The sequence below is a fragment of the Chondromyces apiculatus DSM 436 genome, from assembly GCF_000601485.1.
GTDB lineage: Bacteria > Myxococcota_A > Polyangia > Polyangiales > Polyangiaceae > Chondromyces > Chondromyces apiculatus.
Window position 1 is genome coordinate 50,128 of sequence record NZ_ASRX01000010.1, and the last position, 24,377, is coordinate 74,504.

21 protein-coding genes are annotated in these 24,377 nt (G+C 70.5%); 11 read left to right on the forward strand and 10 right to left on the reverse strand.

All coding sequences use genetic code 11. From position 1 onward, the window contains the following. Nucleotides 1-38: 38 nt before the first annotated feature. From CAP_RS07045 to CAP_RS47665, 3 genes are read right to left on the reverse strand one after another with little or no spacing between them, the layout of a single operon-like run. Nucleotides 39-1,583, reverse strand: coding sequence for an oligosaccharide flippase family protein (locus tag CAP_RS07045; protein WP_231511187.1), 1,545 nt, complete (start codon nt 1,581-1,583; stop codon nt 39-41). Further along, nucleotides 1,580-2,797, reverse strand: coding sequence for a glycosyltransferase family 4 protein (locus tag CAP_RS07050; protein ID WP_044237645.1), 1,218 nt, complete (start codon nt 2,795-2,797; stop codon nt 1,580-1,582). Before CAP_RS07050 ends, CAP_RS07045 begins: the two co-directional genes overlap by 4 nt. Further along, complete coding sequence (locus CAP_RS47665) at nt 2,797-3,975, reverse strand: glycosyltransferase family 4 protein (protein ID WP_044237648.1); 1,179 nt, start codon at nt 3,973-3,975, stop codon at nt 2,797-2,799. The genes CAP_RS07050 and CAP_RS47665 overlap by 1 nt, the downstream gene beginning before the upstream one ends. A 96-nt stretch (nt 3,976-4,071) precedes the next feature. Here CAP_RS47665 and CAP_RS49970 point away from each other — a divergent pair, with 96 nt between their 5' ends. From CAP_RS49970 to CAP_RS07110, 11 genes are all read left to right on the forward strand, one after another. After that, nucleotides 4,072-4,896 (forward strand): class I SAM-dependent methyltransferase, encoded by an 825-nt coding sequence (locus CAP_RS49970; RefSeq protein ID WP_156040563.1) that lies wholly within the window; start codon nt 4,072-4,074, stop codon nt 4,894-4,896. Beyond that, a complete protein-coding gene (locus CAP_RS43905; protein ID WP_052374383.1) occupies nt 4,896-5,615 on the forward strand; it encodes a class I SAM-dependent methyltransferase in 720 nt (239 codons plus the stop codon). Before CAP_RS49970 ends, CAP_RS43905 begins: the two co-directional genes overlap by 1 nt. A gap of 19 nt (nt 5,616-5,634) precedes the next feature. Then, nucleotides 5,635-6,525: a glycosyltransferase gene (locus tag CAP_RS07070; RefSeq protein WP_044237651.1), complete on the forward strand. Its 891-nt coding sequence runs from the start codon at nt 5,635-5,637 to the stop codon at nt 6,523-6,525. Nucleotides 6,526-6,575: 50 nt separating this feature from the next. Then, nucleotides 6,576-7,694, forward strand: coding sequence for a non-hydrolyzing UDP-N-acetylglucosamine 2-epimerase (wecB, locus tag CAP_RS07075; protein WP_044237920.1), 1,119 nt, complete (start codon nt 6,576-6,578; stop codon nt 7,692-7,694). 235 nt (nt 7,695-7,929) lie between these two features. Further along, the gene (locus tag CAP_RS43910; RefSeq protein WP_052374385.1) at nt 7,930-9,537 is read left to right on the forward strand and encodes an AAA family ATPase; all 1,608 of its coding nucleotides are present in this window, start codon (nt 7,930-7,932) and stop codon (nt 9,535-9,537) included. Between the two features lie 282 nt (nt 9,538-9,819). Further along, nucleotides 9,820-10,632 (forward strand): OmpA family protein, encoded by an 813-nt coding sequence (locus CAP_RS07085; protein WP_044237654.1) that lies wholly within the window; start codon nt 9,820-9,822, stop codon nt 10,630-10,632. Between the two features lie 111 nt (nt 10,633-10,743). Then, a complete protein-coding gene (locus CAP_RS07090; protein WP_231511188.1) occupies nt 10,744-11,760 on the forward strand; it encodes a LysR family transcriptional regulator in 1,017 nt (338 codons plus the stop codon). A 199-nt stretch (nt 11,761-11,959) separates the two neighbouring features. Beyond that, nucleotides 11,960-12,616 carry a hydrolase gene (locus CAP_RS07095; protein WP_044237928.1) on the forward strand — a complete coding sequence of 219 codons (657 nt, stop codon included), beginning with the start codon at nt 11,960-11,962 and terminating at the stop codon, nt 12,614-12,616. A 193-nt stretch (nt 12,617-12,809) separates the two neighbouring features. Further along, nucleotides 12,810-14,603: an amidohydrolase gene (locus CAP_RS07100; RefSeq protein WP_044237657.1), complete on the forward strand. Its 1,794-nt coding sequence runs from the start codon at nt 12,810-12,812 to the stop codon at nt 14,601-14,603. Between the two features lie 150 nt (nt 14,604-14,753). Continuing rightward, nucleotides 14,754-16,445, forward strand: coding sequence for an MFS transporter (locus CAP_RS07105; protein WP_044237930.1), 1,692 nt, complete (start codon nt 14,754-14,756; stop codon nt 16,443-16,445). A gap of 159 nt (nt 16,446-16,604) precedes the next feature. Beyond that, nucleotides 16,605-17,429 (forward strand): hypothetical protein, encoded by an 825-nt coding sequence (locus CAP_RS07110; RefSeq protein ID WP_156040564.1) that lies wholly within the window; start codon nt 16,605-16,607, stop codon nt 17,427-17,429. Here the strand turns inward: CAP_RS07110 and CAP_RS07115 are convergent. From CAP_RS07115 to CAP_RS07145, 7 genes are all read right to left on the reverse strand, one after another. Next, the gene (locus tag CAP_RS07115) at nt 17,410-17,982 is read right to left on the reverse strand and encodes a hypothetical protein (protein ID WP_156040565.1); all 573 of its coding nucleotides are present in this window, start codon (nt 17,980-17,982) and stop codon (nt 17,410-17,412) included. The two genes, CAP_RS07110 and CAP_RS07115, sit on opposite strands and share 20 nt — an antisense overlap. Next, nucleotides 17,979-18,821: an MbnB/TglH/ChrH family RiPP precursor modification enzyme gene (locus CAP_RS07120; RefSeq protein ID WP_044237668.1), complete on the reverse strand. Its 843-nt coding sequence runs from the start codon at nt 18,819-18,821 to the stop codon at nt 17,979-17,981. The genes CAP_RS07115 and CAP_RS07120 overlap by 4 nt, the downstream gene beginning before the upstream one ends. Next, nucleotides 18,818-19,639: a class I SAM-dependent methyltransferase gene (locus CAP_RS43915; RefSeq protein WP_052374389.1), complete on the reverse strand. Its 822-nt coding sequence runs from the start codon at nt 19,637-19,639 to the stop codon at nt 18,818-18,820. The genes CAP_RS07120 and CAP_RS43915 overlap by 4 nt, the downstream gene beginning before the upstream one ends. A gap of 56 nt (nt 19,640-19,695) precedes the next feature. Beyond that, nucleotides 19,696-21,801 (reverse strand): carbohydrate binding family 9 domain-containing protein, encoded by a 2,106-nt coding sequence (locus CAP_RS07130; protein WP_044237672.1) that lies wholly within the window; start codon nt 21,799-21,801, stop codon nt 19,696-19,698. Further along, nucleotides 21,798-23,147, reverse strand: a complete 1,350-nt coding sequence (locus CAP_RS07135) for an MFS transporter (protein WP_044237675.1) — start codon at nt 23,145-23,147, stop codon at nt 21,798-21,800. Before CAP_RS07135 ends, CAP_RS07130 begins: the two co-directional genes overlap by 4 nt. Further along, nucleotides 23,144-23,752 carry a hypothetical protein gene (locus CAP_RS07140; protein ID WP_044237678.1) on the reverse strand — a complete coding sequence of 203 codons (609 nt, stop codon included), beginning with the start codon at nt 23,750-23,752 and terminating at the stop codon, nt 23,144-23,146. The genes CAP_RS07135 and CAP_RS07140 overlap by 4 nt, the downstream gene beginning before the upstream one ends. A gap of 320 nt (nt 23,753-24,072) precedes the next feature. Next, on the reverse strand, nt 24,073-24,351 hold the full coding sequence (locus CAP_RS07145; RefSeq protein WP_044237681.1) for a PqqD family protein: 279 nt from the start codon (nt 24,349-24,351) through the stop codon (nt 24,073-24,075). Nucleotides 24,352-24,377 lie beyond the last annotated feature (26 nt).

A 24,377-nucleotide genomic window follows, 5' to 3' on the forward strand; every position in this document is an offset into this window, starting at 1 on the left:
ACCACCACGCAGCACGCACGGAGCGTGCCCGCGTCTCCTCATCCTTGCTTCTTGCGCAGCGGCTCCAGCCTCAGCCACCGCGCCACGAACGCCTGATCCTCCGGCGCGATCACCCGCGCCACCCGCGCTGCCAGCAGGTACAGCCCCGCATATACCGGCGCTCCGACCCCCAGCAGCACGGCCGGGTGTAGCCGCGGCCCGAGCGCGATCATCGCCGCGGCCACCGGCACCCCTGCCACCACCGCCGCGGCTGCGGTCCGCCCGTAGTGGCTCCACGGGAAGATCCCCGCGAGGCCTACCCGGCCCACCCGCTCGATCCGCACGCAGTAGTAGACGATCATCGCCACCTGCGTCAGCACCGCCGCGAGGGGTGCGCCCATCATCCCCACAGTGGGCAGGAGGATCAGCGCCGCCACCACGTTGAACACCATCCCCATGACCTGGGTCCGCAGGATCATCTTCGTCTCCCCGAACGCCATCATCATGATCCCGAACGCGGTCACCCTGAGCGGGAGCAGCGCCCCGTAGATCCTGAACGGCAGCGCCGCTCCCCGGTAGGCCTCCCCGTAAAGCACCACCATCAGCGCCTCGGCCCCGAGCAGGAGGAACACCGCCACGGGCAGCATCACCAGCGTCGTCTTCCGCACCCCTGCGTGCCACAGCCCGATCGCCTCACGCGCCCCTGCCTCCCGGCTCTCCCCGCGCTGGAAGTGCTCCACGAGCTGCGGGAGCATGCTCGACGCCACCGTGTACGGAAGGATGCTCACCAGCGGCAGCTCCTGCGAGCCGATCGCGAACTCCGCGAACGCCGAGGCGCTGAAGAACAGCCCGACCACGAACTTGTCGAGCTTCTGGTTGAACAGACCCGCGAACCGACCCACGGCGAGCGGCGTCACGTACGTCATCTGCGCCCGTATCCCCCCTGGGAACGGCGCCGTCTCCACCCCCGGGAACACCTGCCGGTACACCCGGTACGACAAGAGCAACCGCAGCGTCGTGGTCGCGTTCTGCCCCACCAGGATCCAGGCCACGTTCCACCCGAGCGCTGCGGGGACCAGCGTCGTCACCGTCCCGAGCAACGTCACCACCAGCGAGATCCCCGCCGAGGCCCGGTGATGGTTCGTCGCGATGAAGAGGTTCCCGAACACGCTCCCCGGCAGCCCGATCATCGCCGTCACCCCCACGAGGAGCAGGAGGATCGTCAGATCGTCGCGCCCGCCGAGGAACAGCCCGGGGCTCAGCGACAGCGTGGCGAGGAGCAGCGCCACCAGCGCTCCGAAGCCGAACAGGATCCCCATGCTCTGTCGCACCAGCCCCTTGAGCTGTGCCGTCGAGAGCTGAGGCGCGAAGTACAGCAGCGACTCGGGGATGTAGAACAGGGCGAGGTCCCGCGCCGTCGTGTACAGCATCATCACGAACGCCAGCGCCCCGTAGCTCGCCTTCGGGATCAGCCGCACCATCAGGATGCCCTGCGCGAGCCCGATGAACGTGGTCACGAACTGACCTCCCACGATCATCCCGATCCGGTCGGCGAGGGACGTCTTCGTCTCCTGCGCCACCACCCGCCCTGCGCCCTCGCTCATCTCTGCGCGCCTCGCTGTGCCGCCGCCCGGTACGCCCCCTCGAACCTGTCGACGCACGCCTCCCAGTCCGCCACCTCCCGCGCCCACGCCGCTCCCTGGCTTCGCAACCTCGCCGCGAACTCGCCGTCCGTGAGCAGCCGGTCCAGCGCCTTCACGAGCGCCGCGTGGTCTCCTGCAGGCGTGAGCAGCGCGTTCTCTCCGGTCCCGAGCAGCCCCCGGTAAGCGGGCAGATCCGTCGCCACGAGCGGCACCGCCATCGCCAGGAGTTCACAGAAGGTCGACGGGAACCCGTCCACTTCCAGCGCAGACACGGCGGCGTCGCACAAGGCGTACAGCCCTGGCAGCTCTCCATAGGCCGACGGCGGCGCGAACCGGACCTGCTCCCGCACCCCCGCGGCTTCCGCCACGGCCTCCAGCCGCGCCCGATCTTCTTCTTCGCCCGCGCGCCCGTAGAGCTTCAGCACCAGCACGCCACCCTCGGCCCACCGGCTCTCCGCGAACGCCCGCACGATCCGGTCGGCGTGGTAGTGCGGCAAGCACTGCCTCGGGCTCAGGAGCACCTTGCTTCCCTCCGGCAACCCGAGCCGCGCCCGCCACACCCCCGAGGCCGCAGCCGCGCGACTCCGGTCGAACGCCCCGAGGTCTGCCCCCCACAGCACCAGCGACGCGCTCACCTCCGGCGCTTCGAGCCGCGCCCGCCGCTGCTGCGCCTTCTCCAGGAGCGGCGCACTGTCCGCCGTCAGCGCCGACGCCCCGCACAGCACCTCGTCCACGCCCTGCCTGTACGACGCGGTCCTCGGGAAATCCTCGTCGTTCAGGTCCGACCCCCACGCCGTCGCCACGTACGGTGGGCCTCCGCGCATCCGTGCCCACAGCCGGTACCGCGGCCGCAGGTAGTTCAGGTGCACCACGTCCACCCCCAGCGACCGCACCGCCCGCCGCGCGAGCCACGCCTCGATCGCCCCTGGCCACCGTGGCCGTTCGAGCACCACCTCCTCGCACGCTGCCCCGTGCTCCCCGCGGATCGTGGCGGCCACCCCGGGGGCATCCGCGACGATCACCCGGTGGCCACGCCGTGACAGCGCCGCCCCCAGCCGTCCCTGCTGGGGCGCCGTCGGGTCTCCGCAGAGCAGCACCGTCAGCCGCGTCGCTGGAGGCGACGGAGGCGACGGAGGCGACGGAGGCGACTCTCCCTGGAGCCTCTCCTCCGCCATCACGCCGCGACGCCTGCCGCGCCCCGCGCGCTGTGCGCGATCGCCGCCCGGTACATGTCCACGAAGCGGTCGACGCACACCTCCCAGTCCGCCGTCTCCCGGGCCCATGCCATGCCCCGCACCCGCAGCCGCGCCGCGACCTCCTGGTCTCCTGCCAGCCGATCGAACGCCTTCACCATCGCCCCCTCGTCGCCCGGCGGCACGAGGAGCGCCCGGTCCTCGTGGGCGATCAGCCCCTGGTACGCCGGCAGGTCCGTCGCCACGAGCGGCACACCCAGCGCCAGCAGCTCGCAGAACGTCGAGGGCCCGCCGTCCACCTCCAGCGCCGACACCGCGACATCCGCCATCGCGTAGAGCGCGGGCAGCTCCTGGTACGGGCACGCGGGCGCGAACCGCGTCACCTCCGCGATGCCCAGCTCGGCGACGAGCCTCGCGAGCCGCGCGTGATCCTCCGCCTCCTCCTTCCGGCCGTAGAGCTTGATCACCAGCACCCCCGCCTCGCGGAACCTGCTCGCGGCGAAGGCCCGCGCGATCCGGTCCACGTGGTAGTGCACCTTCGGCTGGCGTGGGCTTAGCACCACCTGCTTTCCCGCCGGGATCTGGAGCCGCTCTCGCCACGCGGCGGCGCCAGCCTGCGCCTTCTCCGCGTCGAACGTCTCGAGATCCACCCCCCACAGCACGATCCCGCTCGGCACCTCTGGCGCACCGTGCTGGCCGTGCCGTCGCTTCGCCTTCTCCAGAAGCGGCGCGCAGTCTGCCGTCAGCGCCGAGGCGTGCTCCAGCACGTGGGTGAGCTTCCGGGCCACCTCCGGCGGCTTCGGATACACCTCGTCGTTGAGGTCCGTCCCCCAGGCCGTCGCCACGTACGGAGGGCCTCCGCGCATGCGCGACCAGATCGTGTGCCACGGCCGGATGAAGTTCAGGTGGACCACGTCCACCCCGAGTGTCCGCACTTGCTTCCCTGCCCAGAGGCGCTCCACGGGCTCGGGCAAGAGCGCGCGCCGCACCCGGATCTCCTCGCACGCGGCCCCGTAGTGCTCCCGGATCTGCGCCGCCACCACGGGCGCGTCGCACAGGATCACCCGGTGCCCACGCCCGTGGAGCGCTGCACCCAGACGCGCCTGCTGGGTCGCCCGCGGATCCCCGTGCAGGAGAACGGTCAGCGGCGCTCCGGACATCGCCGGCCCGTGTACCCCAACGCGCCCCGCACTGCAAAGCGCTCCCGCGCCCCTTCTCTGGCGGCGGACCTCGCATCGTGGCAGCGTGCCCCGCGCATGACGGCCGAGAGCCATCAAGCGGCGTTCTACGACCGGCACTGGGAGCACACCAGCACTGCGGCGGACCCGCACATCGTCGCCAAGGGGGACCTCGTCCTCCGGCTGGTCCCGGCCGGCGTCCGCACCATCGTCGACATCGGTTGCGGTGACGGCTACCTCACCCACCGCCTCGCCGAGCACCACCAGGTCACCGCCGTCGACCGGAGCCAGGTCGCCCTCCAGCGCCTCCGCCGCCTCCGCGCGCCCGACCTCGCCGGCGTCATCGAGGCGAGCGCCGACGCCATCCCCCTCCCGGATCGCGCCGCCGATCTCGTCTTCTCCAGCCAGATGCTCGAGCACCTGCCGGAGGACGTCCTCCGCGGCGCCGCGCGGGAGATGCAACGCCTCGCGGACAGGCACCTCCTCGTCACCGTCCCTCACCGCGAGACCCTCCGTCGCCGCTACGCCCGCTGCAGCGCCTGCGGCCTCGAGTTCCACATCGACGGCCACCTCCACGCCTTCGACGCCGCCGCCCTGGACCGCCTCTTCCCCGACTTCGAGCGCGTCCACACCGAGTTCGCCGGTCCCCTCGAACCGCCCGCGTACACCTCCGTCGAGTGGCTCCGCCAGCACCTCTGCCGCCACTGGTGGATGTGGGACAGCCTCAAGATCGCCTGCCCACGCTGCGGGGAGACCTCGCTCCGCAAGCCCCGCCGTGGCCCCCTCCGTCGCGCCGCCGAGCGGGGCCTTGACCGCTTCACCGAGTTCTGGAGCCGCCGCGAGGGCCGCGTCCCCGAGCCCTACTGGATCATCACCCTCTACCGCCGGAAAGCTTCCACCTGATGGGCGAGTTCGACAGCGACCTCGAGGCGATCAAGCGCCACTACCTGGAGCGCTTCCTCCCGACCAGCCCCTGGGCGTCGCTCATCAACCACCAGCCCTACCTCTACCAGCGCCAGCGCCAGCGCCGCCTCCGTGAGACCCTCCTCGCCTGCGGCTTCGGCGCGGCCGAGCGCCTCCGCGACCTCAAGGCCCTCGACATCGGCTGCGGCGCCGGCGGCAACCTCGCCTGGCTCGCCGATCTCGGCGCTGATCCGGCGAACCTCACCGGCATCGATCTCCTCGAACCCCGCGTCGACGTCGCCCGCGCCCGCTTCAAGGGCATCCGCTTCCTCGCGGGCGACATCGTAGAGACCGACGTCGGCGGCCCCTACGACCTCGTCATGGTGCTCGCCGTCCTCACCAGCGTGGTCAACCCCGCCTTCAAGCGCCGCATCATGGACAAGGCCCTCTCCCTCCTGAAGCGTCCTGGCGGGATCCTCTTCGTGTACGACGTCATCACCCCGCGCCCCGTCCCTGGCACCCCCGACTACCAGTGCCTCACCTTCGACGAGCTCGACGCCTACGTCGCCCCCCACGCGCTCCGCTATTTCCGGCGCGACCTGCTCAAGCCCCGCCTCGCCAACCGCCTCGTCCCTCGCTACGGGGTCGGGGTCGCCGAGATGGTCCAGGCCCTCGGCGTCTTCAACATCGACGGCGCCTTCGCCTACGCCCGGACCTGACGCCGCCCTCTCTTCCAAGATGAAGCGCCCGATCCTCACGATTGGCATCACCTGCTACGCCGAGGGCGACTGGCTCCGCGAGTGCTGGGAGAGCCTCCTCGCCCAGACCGATCCGCGCTGGGAGGCCGTCCTGGTCATGGATGGCACCGAAGACCGCCGCACCATCGAGGTCTTCGACTCCCTCCAGCACCCTCGCCTCCGCAAGGAGCGCCTGCCCGAGAACCGCGGCCCGTATCCCACGCGCAACCGCGCCTTCGAGCTGACCGAGACCCCTTACCACCTCTACCTCGACGGCGACGACAAGCTCCCGCCCGACGCCGTCTCCCGCATCCTCGCCACCATCGAGCGCCGCCCCGACGCGGGCGTCATCTACGGCGACTACCAGCTCTTCGGCGGCTACACCGCCATGTGGCGCTACCCCGAGGTCGTCGACCCCGACGCCTTCCTCACCTCCCAGGTCCTCCCCGCCGGCAGCGTCTACAAGAAATCTCTCTGGGAGCAGCTCGGCGGGTTCGCGAGCGAGCTTGCCCGCGGCAACGCCGACTACGACTTCCACATCGGCGTCCTCGAAGCTGGCGTCCCGGTCGTCCACCTCGGCGGCGTCCTCGTCCTCTACCGCGTCGGCCACACCGCCAAGGTCTCGTCGAGCTACGCCCTGCGCTACCACGAGACCCACGAGATCATGGTCAAGCGCCACCCCCGCTTCTTCGCCGACCCGAAGCGCCGCGAGCGCTTCCTGGCCAACGGCGAGCGCCGCGCCGCCCTGGCCCACAAGGCCGCTGGCAACCTCCCCCGCGCCACCGAGCTGGCTCGTTCCGCCATGCGCCGAGGTCTATGGCGTGACAGCGCCCTCTGGCCCCTCGCCCTCCCGCGCCCCTGGCGCCGTCGCTCCTCCTCCGACGGAGGGTGATGAACGCGCCTGGTGTTCGCGCGACGCTCGCGGCATCATCGCAGGTCACCATGATCCTCCTCATCGCCGCGACGCGCCCCAACTTCATGAAGGTCGCCCCTGTGCACCGCGCCCTGCGTGCGCGCGACATCCCGGTGCGCCTCCTCCACACGGGCCAGCACTTCGACGCCAGCATGAGCGACGTCTTCTTCCGTGACCTCGGCCTCCCCACCCCCGACGTCCACCTCGGCGCCGGCGGCGGTTCTCACGCCGAGCAGACCGCGTCGATCCTCGTCGGTGTCGAGAAGGACCTCCTCCAGAACCGCCCCTCCATGGTGGTCGTCGTCGGCGACGTCACCAGCACCCTCTCGGCTGCCCTCGCCGCGGCCAAGCTGGGCATCCCCGTCGTCCACATCGAGTCGGGTCTTCGCTCCCGCGACTGGACCATGCCCGAGGAGATCAACCGCATCCTCACCGACCAGCTCTCCGACCTCCTCCTCACCCCCTCGCACGACGCCGCGCCCAACCTCAGGGCCGAGGGCATCCCCGAGGAGCGCATCAAGTTCGTCGGCAACATCATGATCGACTCCCTGCACTGGTCGCTCCGCCACCAGACCGACGTCCTCGCGCGCCTCGGCCTCGAAGCCCGCAACTACGCCGTCGTCACCCTCCACCGCCCGGCCAACGTCGACACCGCCGAGAAGCTCCGCGAGACCCTCGACGCCGTCGAGGCCATCGCCTCCCGCATCCCCTCCATCTTCCCCGTCCATCCCCGCACCGTGCAGCGCGCCGAGACCTTCGGCCTCGCGGCCCGCCTCCGCGACATGAAGGGCCTCAAGGCCATCGAGCCCCTCGGCCACCACGACTTCGTCACCGCCATGGCCAACGCCCGCCTCGTCGCCACCGACTCCGGCGGCATCCAGGAAGAGACCACGGCCCTCGGCATCCCCTGCCTCACCATGCGCCAGGGCACCGAGCGCCCCATCACCGTCACCGAGGGCACCAACATCATCGTCGGCCTCGACGCCGCGCTCATCGCCCGCGAGGTCGACCAGATCCTCGCCGGCCGCGCCAAGGAGGGCCGCATCCCCGAGGGCTGGGACGGCAAGACCGCCGACCGCATCGCCGACGCCCTCCAGGCCTTCCTCGCCGGCAGCCCGCCTCCCCGCACATCTGGACCCCGCGCCTGAGACGCCAGCCCTTCGCGCCACCCCTCTCGGCGCACCTCCAACCATCTCCGGACCCCTCCAGCACCCCGCTGCCCCCCGCTCGGACGCCTCCGGACCCAGGAAATCGACCCTCCTGACGTGGGGCAGCCCCCATTCGCGGATCAATCTGCCTACGGAATCTCCCCTCAGGGATTGACGGCGGGCCACGACGACAGGCAAGTGTGCTCACTTATCTCCGGACACCGGGGGAGGAAACATGCAGCCCGACGTTCTCCAGCGTGTCGCGTGTGGCGCTCACCTCGCGTCGCCTCGCGCCCTGTTCATTCTCGCCAAGCTCACCCTCGCCACGGTGCTCCTCGCGCTCAACGCAGGGTGTGGCGCCATCTCCGCGCTCACCAACCCTTCGGCCGCGTGGGCCATCAGCGAATCGACCCCGATGAGCGTCGTCGTCCGACGCGCCGAGGTCGCGAACAGCACTGCCGAAGCCGTCAAGCGTCTCCTCGGCGAGACCGGCATCGACGAGAAGTCGGCCTGGGCTCCGAAGACCGCCATCAAGCAAGCCGACGCCGAGGCCTTCCTCAAGCAGATCGGCGCCTCCCCCGTGTACGCCTCCGCCGGCGGCGTCCCCCTCCGCGTCGTCCCTGCCGAGATCTGGGCCGATGTCCTGCCCTCCCTCTGTTCCGAGGAGGGCGAGTACAACAGCGTCATCGAGGCCATCAGCGCCGACGCGGGCGCCGACTACGAGAAGCTCATCGAGCAGCAGGAGCAGCTCGCCGACCTCAAGGCGCAGATCGAGGCCAACGACAAGGAAGCCGACGCCGAGGGCAAGAGCGACAGCGACAAGGCCGCGCTCGAAAAGAAGAACGAGGAGCTCGAAGCGCAGATCACCAAGATCGAGGAGGGCTACGAGACGGCGCGCGAGGCCTTCCTCGCCAAGATCTCCGGTGAAGCCGCCAAGGCCTCCCCCAAGACCAAGGCCCGCATCGGCGGCCTCCTCGTCAACCTCAAGCGCGCCGTCGCCGACGCCAAGCTCGCCAACGCGGTCGCCCTGATGCGCTACCCCCTGGCCTTGCCGGGCATGAAGGACGACATCCAGACCGCCACGAAGCGCATCGTCGCCGACATCCTCGAAGAGCAGACCGGCAGCCGCCCCGACCTCTCCAGCTTCAAGCCCGACGTCACCCTCGAAGGCTTCACCCCCAAGATCACCCTGAGCGGCATCCCCGCCGAGAAGCTCGGCGACATCAGCATCGAGGACCTGCTCAAGCAGACCGTCAGCCGCGTGACCGACTACGCCGGCCGCGTCCTCGACCTGACCGTCTACGTGAGCCGCAGCCAGTCCCTGCTCATCTTCGAGGAGGATCTGCTCGACAAGATCCTCGAAGGCATGAGCATCACGCCTGCCTCCGGCGAGGGCGTCGGCGACGACCTGGCCAAGGTCAACATCACCAGCGGCCCCGCCCCGAAGGACGCAAAAGCCGCGAGCGCCACCGCCCGCAAGGGGACCCGCAGCCCTGGTGGCCTCATCGCCACCCAGTGCGAGACGCACAAGCCCGAGAAGGAAGTCGTCGCCAGCGCCCCCGTCGAGGAGGAAGAGGCGCCCGCCAAGGACGCGAAGGCGAGCAAGCCCGCGAAGGAGACCAAGCCTGCCGTCGCCGCCAGCAAGCCCGCGAAGGAGACCAAGCCTGCCGTCGCTGCCGGCAAGCCTGCGAAGGAGACCAAGCCTGCCGTCGCCGCCGGCAAGCCCGCAGCTTCCGGCGGAGGCGAGACCAAGCCCGCCACCTTCCAGGCCAGCCCTCCCGCCGCCGACAAGCCCCCCTGCGAGCTGTGGGTCACGAGCGGCGATCAGAAGATCTGCCTCTAGGTCTCCAGATCTGCCTCTAGGTCTCCACGAGGGGACGCGCGTCCCCTCGCCCCGCCGGGAGTGAATCCCGTCGGGGCCCCCGCTCCCTCCCTCCTTCACGCCATCCAGTTCTCCCCGCGAGTCACGTAGGCGATCCCCGCATCGTCACGTGGAGCGATCCCCGCACGGATTCCGTCCGTCCTCGGACCGCTACAGTCTCCGTTCAACCGCTGGAAGTCCGTCCCGCGTTCGCTAACCTCTGTCCGCGCGAGGCCTGGAAGCCTCGTACAAAGGAAATAACCCATGCTTCAGCGATCCACTTTTGCCGCCGTGCTGCTGATGGCTGCTGCCGCTCCCCTGGCGACCGGTTGTGGCTACTCCGAGGACGAATGGAAGGCCCAGCTCGCGAAGTACGACCAGCTCCAGAACGACAGCGCGAAGAAGCAAGCCGATCTCGAGAAGGAACTGCAGGCTGCCCGTGACCGCGTCGCGGCCCTGGAGAAGGAGCTCTCCGACAAGGGCGTCCAGCTCAACAAGGTCAGCGGCGAGCTCGAAGACAAGGACAAGGCCCTCGCCGAGTACCAGGCCCGCGCCAAGCAGCTCGAAGCCATCAAGGCCCGCTTCGACCTGCTCCGGCAGAAGCTCCAGACCCTGGTGAACCTCGGCCTCGAGGTGAGCATCCGCAGGAACCGGATGATCATCTCCCTCCCCGGCGACGTCCTCTTCGACTCCGGCAAGGACAAGCTCCGCAAGGAGGGCGAGGACATCCTCAAGCAGGTCGCCGCCGCCATCAAGAGCGACAAGGCCCTGATGAACCGCGACTACCAGGTCGCCGGCCACACCGACAGCTCCCCGCTGAACAGCCCCCCCTTCAACGACAACTGGGGCCTCTCCCTCGCCCGCTCCCGCTCCGTGCTCCTTCACCTCATCGGCAAGGACGGCGGCCTCCCCCGCCAGCACTGGAGCGCCGCCGGCTTCGCCGACACCGACCCGCTCGGCGCCAACACCACCCCCCAGGGCAAGCAGAAGAACCGCCGCTGCGAGCTGATCGTCGTCCCCGACGTCGACGAGATGCTCGACCTCACCAAGATCGCCGGCGCCAAGCCCGGCTCCTGAGGCGAGCGCAGGGGAGAGCAGGGAAGAGCAGCGGAGGGCAGGGCAGGGCGCGCGCCTCTGTGGGGCCGCCTTCCCACCTCGCTGCCCCGCCTTGCTGCCACGCATCGCCCCGTGGGATCGTGCGCTGTGCTCGATCCCATCACCCTCGACCAGCTCCGCGCCTTCATCACCGTCGTCGAGGAGGGCAGCTTCTCCGCTGCGGCCCGCAAGCTCCAGCGCGTCCAGTCCGCCGTGAGCACCGCCATGGCGAACCTCGAATCCCAGCTCGGCGTCTCTCTGTGGGACCGCTCCACCAAGGTCGCCACCCTCACCGAGCAGGGGCACGCCGTCCTCGCCGCGGCCCGGCGCGTCTGCGGCGAGGTCGACTCCCTCCGCAAGCTCACGGGCGACATGTCCCGCGGCCTCGAAGCCACCGTCTCCCTCTGCGTCGAGGTCCTCTACCCCCTCACTGCCCTCGTCGACCTCTGCGAGGCGTTCTCGAAGACCTTCCCCTCCGTCGACCTCCGCATCGACACCCAGACCCTCTCCGCCGTCTCCGCGCGCGTCCTCGATGGCTCCGCCACCCTCGGCGTCGCCAGCCCCGTCGGCGTCGTCGCTGGCCTGGAGAGCCACGTCCTCGCCCCCATCCGCATGATCCCCGTCGTCGCGCCCACCCACCCCCTCGCCGCGCACGACGCTCCCATCCCCACCTCGGTCCTCGCCGGCCACATCCAGATCGTCCTCTCCGAGCGCCACGACAGCGGCGTCCCCGACCAGGGCGTCCTCTCGCCCCGCACCTGGCGCATCGCCGATCTCCACGCCAAGCACGCCATGCTCCGTGCGGGCCTCGGCTGGGGCAACCTCCCCGAGCACATCGCCCGCGACGACCTCCGCGAGGGCCGCCTCGTCCCCCTCCGCCTGCGCGCCTGGGGCGAAGACGAGCACCTCCTCTCCCTCTCCGCGATCTACCGCACCGACCGCGCCATCGGCCCTGCGCACCGCTGGGTCATCGAGAACCTCGAAGTGCTCTGCAAGCGTGACGTCGTCTCCCCCGAAGCGCAGCCCGCGGGCCAGCCCGAGAGCCCTCCGGAGTTTCCGCCCGAGCCCGCGTCGAAACGTCCCCGCGCCCGCGCCGCGCGTCGGGCCTGAGCCATCTCCTCCGGCGATACCGTTCATCGCGTGCGCGCATGGAGCCTTCGCGTGTCCATCGCTCTGCACGATGGACGTCATCTCCTCAATGCCCGTTCCGGAAACGCGCATCACCGACCATACTCCTTCGTACGTCGTGACCACGAGGCCGCGGTGGCCTCCCAGGCACGACGCATTCAGCTACGAGGAGTCCATCCCCATGAGCAAGTCGTCCTCCGTCCACTCGCTTCTCACCCCCGATGCCTTCACGCTGGTGCTCGTCGATTTCCAGCCCCAGATGGCCTTCGCGGTGAAGAACATCGATGGGCAGACCCTCATCAACAACGCCGTCGGCGTGGCGAAGGCCGCCAAGATCTTCAACATCCCCACCATCCTCACCACCGTGGCCGAGAAGTCCTTCTCCGGCCCCACCTTCCGCCAGCTCAAGGCCGTCCTCCCCGACGCCAAGGACTTCGACCGGACCAGCATGAACTGCTGGGAAGACAAGGCCGTGCGCGCGGAGATCGAGCGCATCGGCCGCAAGAAGATCGTGCTCGCCGGGCTGTGGACGACGGCGTGCATCAACTTCCCGACCATCCAGCTCCTGGAGGAGGGCTACGAGGTGTACGTCATCGCCGACGCCTGCGGCGACGTCTCCCAGGTGGCGCACGACATGTCGATCGCCCGCATGGTGCAGGCGGGCGCGGTGCCGATGACCTGGCTGCAGTTCGTGCTGGAGCTGCAGCGCGACTGGGCGCGCCAGGAGACCTACGAGGCCGTCAACCAGCTGGCCATGGAGCACGCGGGTGCATACGGCGTCGGCATCCAGTATGCCAGGGCGGTCCTCGGCGCCCATGCCAGCGAGGGCGGCCACTGAAGAGCTGGCCGGTAAAGCTGCTGCGCGCCCCGCGTCGTCGGTCGGCCTCCCTCGAAATCCGAGAGGATTCCTCGGTCGGCCTCCCTCGCCGCGGGTCGCTCGCGACGCTTTACCGGCCAGCTCTTGAGCCCCCGGCGCATCCCGTACCCTTCACCCCACACCCACCACGGAACCCCCCGGAAAGAGCACCCTCATGTCAGCGACACTCGAGGCAGACCTCATCCTCACGAACGGCCGCATCACCACCCTCAGCGAGGCGACCCCGGCCGCGTCGGGCGCCGCCATGCGCGAGGGCAAGTTCCTCGCCGTCGGCACCGACGCCGACGTCCTCCAGCACAAAGGCGTGCACACCACCGTCATCGACCTCGGCGGCCGCCGCGTCATTCCTGGCCTCACCGACTCGCACCTCCACGTCATCCGGGGGGGCCTCAACTACAACATGGAGCTGCGCTGGGACGGCGTCCCCTCGCTCGCCGACGCCCTCCGCATGCTCACCGAGCAGGCCCGCCGCACCCCCGCTCCCCAGTGGGTCCGCGTCGTCGGCGGCTGGACCGAGTTCCAGTTCGTCGAGCGCCGCATGCCCACCCTCGACGAGATCAACGCCGCCGCCCCCGAGACGCCGGTCTTCATCCTCCACCTCTACGACCGCGCCCTCCTCAACGGCGCCGCCCTCCGCGCCGTCGGCTACACCAAGGACACCCCCGATCCGCCCGGCGGCCGCATCGAGCGCGACCGCGCCGGCAACCCCACCGGCATGCTCATCGCCAAGCCCAACGCGATGATCCTCTACGCCACCCTCGCCAAGGGCCCCAAGCTCCCCTTCGAGGACCAGGTGAACTCCTCGCGCCACTTCATGCGCGAGCTGAACCGCCTCGGCGTGACCAGCGTCGTCGACGCCGGCGGCGGCTTCCAGAACTACCCCGACGACTACGCCGTCATCGAGCACCTCGCCCGCGAAGGCCAGATGACCCTCCGCATCGCCTACAACCTCTTCACCCAGCGCCCTGGCAACGAGCTCGACGACTTCAAGGCCTGGTCCAAGCTGGTCAGCCCCGGCGACGGCAACGACATGTACCGCTGCAACGGCGCCGGCGAGATGCTCGTCTTCTCCGCGGCCGACTTCGAGGACTTCCTCGAACCCCGCCCCGATCTCTCCCCCTCCCTCGAAGGCGATCTGGAGCCCGTCATCGCGTTTCTCTCCGCGAACCGATGGCCCTTCCGCCTCCACGCCACCTACGAGGAGTCCATCTCCCGCTTCCTCGACGTCTTCGAGAAGGTCGACCGCGACGTCCCCTTCAACGGCCTCCGCTGGTTCTTCGACCACGCCGAGACCGTCTCCCGCCGGAACCTCGACCGCATCGCGGCCCTCGGCGGCGGCATCGCCATCCAGCACCGCATGGCCTACCAGGGCGAGTACTTCATCGACCGCTACGGCGCCGAAGCCGCCCGCCACGCCCCCCCCATCCGCCAGATGCTCGCCACCGGCATCCCGGTCGGCGGAGGCACCGACGCCACCCGCGTCGCCAGCTACAACCCCTGGATGGGCCTCTACTGGCTCGTCGCCGGCAAGACCGTGGGCGGCACCCCCCTCTACGGCCCGGGCGAGACTCTCTCCCGCGAGGAGGCCCTGCGCCTCTACACCACCGGGAACGCCTGGTTCTCCGGCGAGACCGGCAAGAAGGGAAGCATCACCCCCGGCCAGCTCGCCGACCTCGTCGTCCTCTCCGACGACTTCTTCACCGTCCCCGAGGAGCGCATCAAGTCCCTCGAATCCGTGCTCACGGTGCTCGGCGGCAAGGTCGTCCACGCCTCCGGCTCCTTCTCGGGCCACAACCCCCCGCCGCTCCCCTTCAGCCCCTCCTGGTCCCCGCCCGCAAGCTTCGGCGGCTACCACAACGCCGCCGCGAGGAGCGCCCTCGCGCGCCCCGCCACCGCCAGGTCACGAAACCGCGGCTTCGACGCCGGCTGCGACTGCTTCGTGATCTAAGTCTCCACGAGGGGACTCGCGTCCCCTCGCCCCGCCGGGAGTGAATCCCGTCGGGGCCCCACTCCCCGCGAACCGCTCTCGCCAGCCACCACGCTGTGCCCCTGGGCAGAACGTCTCGCCACACCGCACGCTGCACACCCTGTGATCCCCATGGCCGAGCGAACTGCCCCTCCCGCCCCCGAGACCCCCTCCACCCCCGGCGCCGAGGCCAGCGCACCTGCTGCGCCCTCGGCCTGGTCCCCCCTGCGCCAGCCCGTCTTCCGCGCTCTCTGGCTCGGCGCCCTCGCCTCGAACCTCGGCCTCTGGATCCAGAACGCTGCCGGGAGCTGGGACATGACCTCCCTCTCCTCGGCCCCGCTCCACGTCGCCCTCCTCCAGACCGCGTCGAGCTTTCCCGTCTTCCTCGTCGGCCTCCCTGCCGCGGCCTTCGGCGACATCTTCGACCGCCGCCGGCTCCTCATCGGCTTCGCCACCTGGATGGCCTTCATCTCCGCCATCCTCGCCGCGCTCTCCTTCACGAACAGCCTCACCCCCGAGAGCCTCCTCGCCCTCACCTTCGCCCTCGGCCTCGGCGCAGCCCTCTCCGCGCCCCTCTGGCAGGCCCTCCTGCCCACCCTCGTCGACCGCGCCGAGGTGGCCCCGGCCATCACCCTCGGCGGCGTCGCCATCAACATCGCCCGCGGCCTCGGCCCGGCCATCGGCGGCATCGGCATCGCCCTCGCCGGCAGCGCCCCCGTCTACGCCTTCAACGCCCTTGCCTTCGGCGCCGTCATCTTCCAGGTCGTGCGCTGGAAGCAGGAGCGCCCCCGCCCGAGCCTGCCCCCCGAGCGCGTCGTCGGCGCCATCATCGCTGGCCTCCGCTTTGCCCGCCGCGCTCCCGCCCTGCAGTCCGTCCTCCTCCGCGCCGCCGCCTTCATCCTCGCCGGCAGCGCCCTCTGGGCCCTCCTGCCCGTCGTCGCCCGCCGCGAACTCCAGCTCTCCCCGCTGCGCTTCGGCCTCCTCCTCGGCTGCATCGGCGTCGGGGCCCTCGCGGGCGCCGCCTTCCTCCCGCGCTTCCGCGCCCGCCTCGGCGTCGACCGCCTCGTCCTCACCGCCAGCATCCTCTACGCCGGCACCATGCTCGTCCTCGCCCACGTGCGCAGCGAGCCCCCTCTCTACCTCGCCATGTTCGCCACCGGCGTCGCCTGGATCGCCGTCCTGTCGAGCCTCAACGTCGCCGCCGCTTCCGCCGCTCCTGGCTGGGTGCAATCCCGCGCCCTCGGCCTCTACCTCCTCGTCTTCCAGGGCGGCCAGGCCGCGGGCAGCCTCGCCTGGGGCACCCTCGCCGGCCGCGCTGGCACCGACGTCACCCTCACCCTCGCCGCCGCCATCCTCCTCGTCGGCCTCCTCGTCGGCGTCCGTCACCGCCTCGCTGCCGTGAACAAGGAACACGTGCAGCCCGTCGCCGCGTGGACCGAACCCGTGCTCGCCCACCCCGTCGCCATCGAGGCCGGCCCGGTCCTCGTCCAGCGCCGCTACCTGGTCCGTGACGAGAACCGCGCCGCCTTCCTGCGCCTCGCCCGCGACCTCGAATCGCACCGCCGCCGCGACGGCGCCATCACCTGGGGCCTCTTCGAGGACCTCGCCCTGCCCGGCACCTTCCTGGAGACCTTCCTCGTCGCCACCTGGGCCGAGCACCTCCGCCAGCACCAGCGCGTCACCGCCGCCGACGGCAAGATCATCGACGCCATCGCCGAGATCTCCCGCCCCGAGGAGGTCAGCCACCTCCTCGACGCCTACGCCCCGGCCGACGCGGAGATGGGTGAGGAGCACGCCCACGCCGACGAGAGCCACCCGCACTGACGGATCCCCTCCCGCCGCCTGCAGAATCCCGTCCCGCGTCTTCACCGGCGCTTCCCCCATCGTCACCCAGGGCCGCACCACGCCCGCCCAGCTCGTGCAGATGGGCCTCCTCGACAACCTCGACCTTCCCCGCCCGGAGGTGGAGCGATGAGCACCGCCATGAGCACCAGGATCCGCAGCATCGCCACCATGGCCATCGTCACGGCTGGCACGCTGCTCAGCGGCGTCGCGCAGGCCGGCTTCACCGTCTGCGCCACCGGCAGGGCCACCACCATCGACTCGGGCCACGACATCCCGAACGGCCCCAACGCCGGCTTCACGGTGGTCGTCAGGTCCATCGCCTCCGACGGCGGCGCGGGCGCCAACGTCGTTCGCCTCCACGACGATCCCTACACCTTCACCTCGTCACCAGGTGGCTTCTGGGCCTACGTCTTCAACAACCAGACCCTGTCCCAGAACACGACGAGCACCTACACCAACATCGGCAGCGGCGTCGCCAAGTGGACAGCCTTCTTCGCCGCCAACCAGGCCATGCGCACGTACGACGACCATCTCGACAACGTCGAGCTCAACGTGGGCATCGATGAGTCGTGCACCGCCGGTGGATCGGAGAATCTCGCCAGCGCCCATTACGGCTCCTCGGGCTCCAGCCGATCGAATGGCCAGATCACCTCCGGCATCCACCACCTCGGCATCGCGAACTGCGCCTCCACCAACTTCACCGATTACGACAACGACAACGACAACGACCCGACGCGCGCGCCGACTCACCAGCGGGAACTACGACACCAAGGCCCGCCAGGCGATGGAGGAGCTCTACACGGACACCTGCCTCCGCAACTACTTCACCGACTACGCCGCCTGGAACGGCATCGATCACGGCACCTGAGCCCGACCTCGCCCTGCCCTCCTTCACGGGCACCCTCCTTCCCGAGCGCCTCCTCACCCACCCCGCCGCCATCGCTCAGCGAGGCTCGCGGGTGATCACCGCGGGTATGCTGGGTACCTTCTTGATCTCGATCCGGGTCTCGCGCGGTGCCGCCTCGGGCCAGCCAGGGAGGTGCATCTGTGCCAGCAGATCGAGCACCGGGTAAGCGAACGCCTCCACCCGCGACGCCGTTCCCCCGAGCCCCCAGGCGATCTCGATGCGCAGCCGCTCGTAGCGCGCGAGATCGCGCAGGTAGGGCGGGTCCGTCGCGGTGGCCTCCACGTGGAGGCAGAACTGGATGGCCTCGTCCCGGTTGAGCCACTGCGGGGGGACGTCGGCCAGGTAGCGCGCGAGCACGCGCCCGAGGTCGGGTCGCCGCGCCAGATCGAACCAGCCGAGGTGCTCGCTCACCCGCGCGCGCCGGTGATGATCGACGATCCGGAACACGTACGACAGGCTCGTGCGATCGACGCGCGCGAGCGCCCTCGCCGTCTCCTCGGGCAACCCGAGGGCGCGCAGCGTCCCCTCCGCGTCGGCCAGGAACGCCTCCCGGAACCGCACGTCCGCGTGGAGGCGCGCCAGCGCGTCGAGGATCCGCGGGTAGCTCATGCGCACCTCACCCCGCGCGCCCCACACCGCTCGAGCGCCGCCCGCGCCCGCCCCAGCTCCTCGATCAGCCGCGGCGCCGGCAGGAAATGCGCGTCCATCTCGAGATTGACCCCGCGCACCGGGCAGCGCGGCGCCACGTGATCGAGCAGGGACCAGACCTCCTCGGGCGAGCCCGCCGCGTGGGTGTCCAGGCGCACGCCCTCGAAGGTTTCCCCACCGGCGAGGTGGATCTGGAGCACCCGTTCGAGCGGCAGCCGATCGAGGAACCTGTATGGATCGAAGCGCTGGTTGACGGCGTTGGTGAAGACGTTGTGCAGATCGAGGAGCAGCCCGCAGTCGGCCTCCAGCACCACGCGCCGCAGGAACGAGGCCTCGTCCATCTCGCTCAGCGGATTGTCCAGGTAGTAGACGATGTTCTCCACCACGAGCGGCACGCCCAGCGCCCCGCGCACCTCGCGGATGCCCCGCACCGTCGCCTCCACCGCCGCCTCGCAGAAGGGCAGCGGCGTCAGCGCATGGATCGCGCGCTCGCCGGCCTCGGTGAAGCACACGTGGTCGCCGTGCCAGAGGGCGGAGGCGCCGCCGAGGATCGCTCCGAGCTGCTCCCGGTATCTCGCGCTGGTCGTCCCCCCGGAGCCCAGCGACAGCTCCAGGCTGTGGCCCGCGACCGGGAACCTCCGCGCCAGCCCCTCCAGGCGGCGCAGACCATCCGGGCCGAGCGGCATGAAGTGCTCGGGCGTGATCTCGATCCAGTCGACGTGCCCTGCGGCCTGCAAGAGGCTCGCGTGCAGCTCCCAGCGGTAGCTCAGGCCCACGCCGAGGAAGGGGAGTGAGGTCATGGCGTGCCCCGCTTCTTGCGCGCGACCACCTGGAGGTGACCGCCGCAGACCGCGAACCCCTCGTGAGAGAGCCGCTCCTGCAGCGCCAGGATCTCGTCCCGCGCCGCCCACGGCTCGAAGCTCGTCCCGTGCGCGGCCATCATCGCCTGGAGCATCTCCAGGAACAGCACAGGCTTGCCGGAGATCTCCACGAGATCTGCGCCTGCCGCGCTGACCGCTGCGTGGAGCTCCGGCAGCGTGAAGGCGTGCACCGGCAGCCCGTAGGGACAGAGGCTCCGCCCGTCCTGGAGGATCACGAGCGCCTTCGCCTTGTCCCCGAAGCGCAGCGCCCCGATGAAGTGCTCGTACCTGCTGTCGACGCCGAGCAGGACTGGCGCACCCCCCGCTGCCACGCGCACCAGCTCCCGGATCGCCTGCGGGTATCGCTCCAGACAGTACGAGACCGGATCGCCTTCGCACAGCACCAAGTCGAAGGTGCCGTCGGCGAAGGGCAGGGCCAGGATGTCACCCTCGACGAAGGTCCCCCCGATCCCTTGCGCCTCGAAGCGTCGCCGCGCCTCGTCGAGCATGCCCGGAGACAGATCGAGCACCGTGACCTCGTGGCCCTGCTCCGCGATGCGCGCGCCGTACTTCCCGCCGCCGCCCCCCGCATCGAGCACCCGGGCGCGCCTCCCAGCGGGCAGGTTCTCCTCGATGGCGCGCCAGGTCAGGTGCTCGTAGGCGAGCCAGTACAGGCGCCGGGTGACGTCGTCGGGCGAGCGCCCGTACCCGGAGGACACCTGATCGTAACGGCTGCTGATCTCTTGCGACTGAGACATGACCGATCCTCCTCGGCGCCGCCCCTCCGCGGCGCCAGACGATTGCGTAGCGCAGGTCAGTAGTAGGTGTAGGAGACCTTCGCGAGCGCCCGGTGCTCCTGCGCGTTGCCCACCGGCTGCTGCGTGTAGACCACGAATACATCGCTCCCGAGCCGGTAATGCCAGCCGAACACCCCGTCGATCACCTGCCCGCGCACGGCATTGAGATCGGCAATGCCCAACGCGTCGCCGCGCTGGAGCGTGAGGCGGGCGTAGAGGTTCGGCGTGAACTGGTAGCGGAGCTGCCCGTAGAGCACCCACTGGTATCCCTCGCTCGCCGTGCCCCACAGCGGGCTGCCCTCCGGCACCTCCCAGTTCCGGGTGTACGAGCCGCTCATCTTGATCGCGAACCGCGGCCCGAGCTTCAGGTTAAGCGCGCCGTTCAGGCCGAGCAGGTTGCCGCCCAGGAACGAGCCGGAGAGCGTGTTGAGCGTCAGGCTCTGCCAGTCGTTCGGGAAGACCACGAAGCCGAACGTGCCGATGTTGTTCTGGTAGATCCCGTTCCTGTCGATCTGCGCGTCGAGAAGGAAGGCAAGATCGTCGCTCACGTACGGCTGGAGCCGCAGCTTGCGCAGGTGTCGGGTCTGCTCCCCCGCGTGGTTCAGGCGCCATAGATCGTCGTATGTCATGTCGATCCGGGGCAGCGCCTTCTGCCTGGTGAACCAGTTGTAATAGGCATGGGCGTAGACGCTCTGCTTGTCCCGGATCGGGATGTACCCGAGCGGCGAGCTGAAGCTCTCGCCGATGTCCTCGTACTGAAGCCAGAACTCCGAGGTGGTGTTGAACCGGTGCACGCCCACGTGGAAGGCCTCCGCCCCTTTGTCGGGCGTCGGGCCGAAGCTCTTCGCCGCCTGCGCCTGGATGAAGATCTCCTCGTAGATGTGGAGGTTACTGTCGGCGCCGGCCACGCCCGCGGTCACGTCCCCCACGCGGCTGATCCCGAGCGCGCTTACGTTGGATCGCTTCCCGAGATCCTGCTGCACCCGGGTGACCGCGGCGTTCACGTTCTCCACGGTGCCGTCGGGCCGCTCCTCCCGGCTCTGCACGTCGAGCACGCTGAACGCGGTCCGGTCGAGCTTGCCCACCGCGAGCACCCCGCCCACCACCCGGTCGTGCGGCTTGGGCGCGATGCGCCGCGAGAAAAAGATCTGCATGGGCGCGATGAACAGATCGTTTCCCTCGCGGAAGAACGGCCTGCGCTCGGGGATGGTGTGCTCCTCCGTGTCGAGCCAGAGCACGTCCTGATCGATGTCGACCTGCGCGAAGTCAGGGTTCACCGTGAGCTTCAGCGACATCCACGGCGTCGGCGAGAGGACCGCGTCGAGCCCCGCGTTTGGCACGAGTTCTGGCCCGCTCCCCGCCGAGCCCCAGATCTGCGTCGACGCATACGCCGTGAGGATGGCCGGAGACCGCCCGCGGATCTCGCGCAGCCCGGTCAGGTTGGGATACCGCGACACCTTCGCCGAGTTCACCCCGTCCGGCGTCCAGTTGCTCCACTCCTGCGTCCGCGCCTGCTCCCGATCGAGCAGCAACCCGAAGGTGTGCTCCTCGGCGTCGGGGAACTGGAAGTTGCTGAAGGGGATGCGCATCTCGACCACCCACCCGTCGCTGACGATGCTCCCCTGCGCCTCCCACTCTCCTTGCCAGTCCGTGGAGAATGCCTCGCCATCGTCGACGATGCGCCCATCCGTCCTCACCCCGAGGGGGTTCGTCCAGAAGTAGTATGCGTTCCGGTGGTCGTGGAAGGTGTCGATGATGACGGTGACGTTGTCTTCTTGGTGGAGGAACCCCTCGTTCTGCACCGTGTACGCGGTGATCTTCTCAGGGTGCGCGTCGAGGCAGTGGAACCCGAAGTAGAGGTTGTCGCGGTCGTAGAGGATCCTGACCTCGGTCTGATCGGTCGCGATCTTCCCCACCTCGATGCGGTTCCGGTGCCACCCGGTCAGCACTGGGGCCGCGCGCCAGGCCGGATCGTCGAGCTTGCCGTCGATGGTGATCGGCTCGTCCGTGCGGGTGGCCCGCGCGGAGTAACTGGAGTCGGCCCGCGCCTCACGCCCGCCTCCGCCGAGCACCGAAAGGATGACGAGCGTCGAGACGAGCCCTGCGAACCATTGCGGCGTCATGAGTCCCTCGTCAGGCTGGTGAGTGACGGATCGGCCGTGCGGGCTCTCGCGCGCACCCTGTCCATCGCCAGGAGCGCCGCGCACAGCGCGACGGCGGACAGCAAGAACGTGGCGTGAGGCCCCGCGCGTCGGGCCAGTGCCCCGTAGCTCACGGGCGCCAGCACGTTGGCCAGCGCCGCGGCGGCGCCGAGCACCCCGAGGAAGCGCCCCCGCTCCGCCGGAGGCGCCTGGTCGACGACGCGCGCCTCGACCGCCGGTCGTGAAAGCCCATCGGGGATGGCCATCGCGATCCAGGCGACGGCGAGGAGCGGCAGCGCGTACGGCGCGGCGATCCAGCCAGCGACCCCGAGCAGCGCCGCGCAGACCGCCATGCCCGTGAGCCCGCCCAGGATCCACGGTGTGCGGTCCCGCCCCCGATCCGCGAGCCTCCCGCCCACCGGCTGCACGAGCGCGAAGACCAGCCAGGACGAGGCGATCAGCGGCCCCACCCACGCCTGCGGGACCCCGAGATGCACCGCGAAGAGGGGCAGGTAGATGGGGAACGCATCGAGCGCGAAGACGAAGCAGAACTGGTAGACCACGAGCGCTGCCAGCACCGGATCACGGCGCGCGTCCCGGAGCGGCGCCGCGAGCGACGCGGCGATCTGCGCGAGCCCCCGCTTTCCACGCCGCTCACGTTGCTCCCGCCCCTCGCGCTCTCCGCGTGCCGCTCCCGGCGCCACGGCTCCCGGCTCCCGCGCCAGCGCTGCCGGTCCTCCACCCCGCAGCCCGAGCCATGCCAGGCTGCTCGCGAAGAAGAAGGCCCCTGCCACCGCGAGCGTCCCCCTGGTGCCCACCCAGGCCACGGTCAGCGACGACCCGACCATGGCCCCCACGAGCACCAGGTTGGTGAAGCTCGCGAGCCACCCGAACACCATCGCTCGCCGCGCGGGAGGCGCCGAGTCGGCCACCGCGGCAGCGCGCAGCGGCGCCACGCTGCGGTCGAGCATGAGCCGGGCGCACAGCGCGGCCGCGAGCGGCAGCGGGTCGGTGAGGAGCGCGAGCGCCGGGACCAAAAGCGAGGTCGAGAGGTAGACCCCGAGCAGGATCCCCCGGCGGCCCATCCGGTCCGAGAGCGCTCCGAGCGCTGGCTGGAGCACCACGGGCAGGAGCGACCCCAGCGTGAACATTAGCCCGATCCGCCCCACGTCCAGCCCGCGCGAGGCGAGGTGGAGAGACAGCACCGGGTTGAGCAGCCCCGCGCCGACCGCGCCGAGCATCCCCGCGCCCGCGATTACCCGCAGATCGGGCAGCTCCCGCGTGAGGCCCCCCAGCTCGCGCGCCGCCTGGATCCCGGCGCGGATCACGAGCGCATCTCTCCCGTGGCCGCGATCCCGAGGATCTCCGCGACCCCCTCCACGAGGGTCGCCACCTCGCGCACCTCGATCGCCGTGAGCCTGGACCGATCGACATCCGACCCCGCGGGTACCCACATCCGCGGCCGCCCGGCGTCCCCGCGCTTCCGCGCCAGCGCGTCCGCGACCTCCACCTTCCCCTGCGCGTACCCGCGGGGTGCCGCGGCGAGCGCCGTCGACCCCGCGAGCGCCACGCCTGCCGCGAAGAACGGCTCCGGCAGCGCGCGGTCCCCGAGCAGCGCGACCCAGGCGACGAACAGCGGCAGCGACGCGCTGGCCCCGGAGAGGGTCACGCCCTCACCGCGGACCGAGATCCTCAGATCGGTCTCCGCCCACGGCAGCGCGTAATGGGCACGCCCCACGGCCTCCAGGTGGTGGAGCTGCCTCTGCCACGACGCCTCCGCGACGGAGCGCCGCGACGCATCGAACCACACCCGCCCCTCGCCGCCCGTGAGCGCGAGATCGAGGCGCACCGTGCGGAAGATGTGCCGCCCCGTCACCTCGGCGCGGGTGAACAGGAGGACCGACGTCGCTCGGAGCGGGCCATTCGACGGCATGGGGTGACCCTGGGCGCGCGGGAGCGCAGGTGAATGGAACCTTCAATGGTCGATGCTGCAGAAGTGAGGGGCGGGGCAGCGCGAGCCACCCCGCCCCCCGGACGGCATCAGACGAGGATCGTCGTCTGCTGACCCATCCCGCTGCTGCACGTGCAGGTGTCGCTGACCGGCTTGATGCTCTTGAGGTGCGCCTTGATGTACATGGCAATCTCCACACGTTCGGATCGAAGCTCACGGCGCCCGGCACCATGCCGTGCGTCGCGCGTCGTGCAGGCGAACCTGCACCAACGTCCTGTTCTCGCGGCGAGGCCTGCGTTCCCTCAGCCCCCGGCCTCGCACAGCCCGAGCTGCTGGAAGAGCCGCACCGTGTCCTCCACGTCGGCGAGGATCTCCACCCCTTGTCCGGCCTCGCTCAGGCCCTCCGACAGCGCGCTCACCGCGTCGCCGTACGACTGCGCCTGCTCGCAGCACGCGAAGATCGCGGCTGCCGTGGCGTTGACCTCGAACACCTCGCCCCCGTCGGTGTCGACGAGGAAGAGATCGGCCTGGTCCTGCTGGAGGATGACGCCTGGACGCGCCCGGGGAAGTCGTCTGGACATGGCGATGGTCGGCTCGCGCCGCGGGG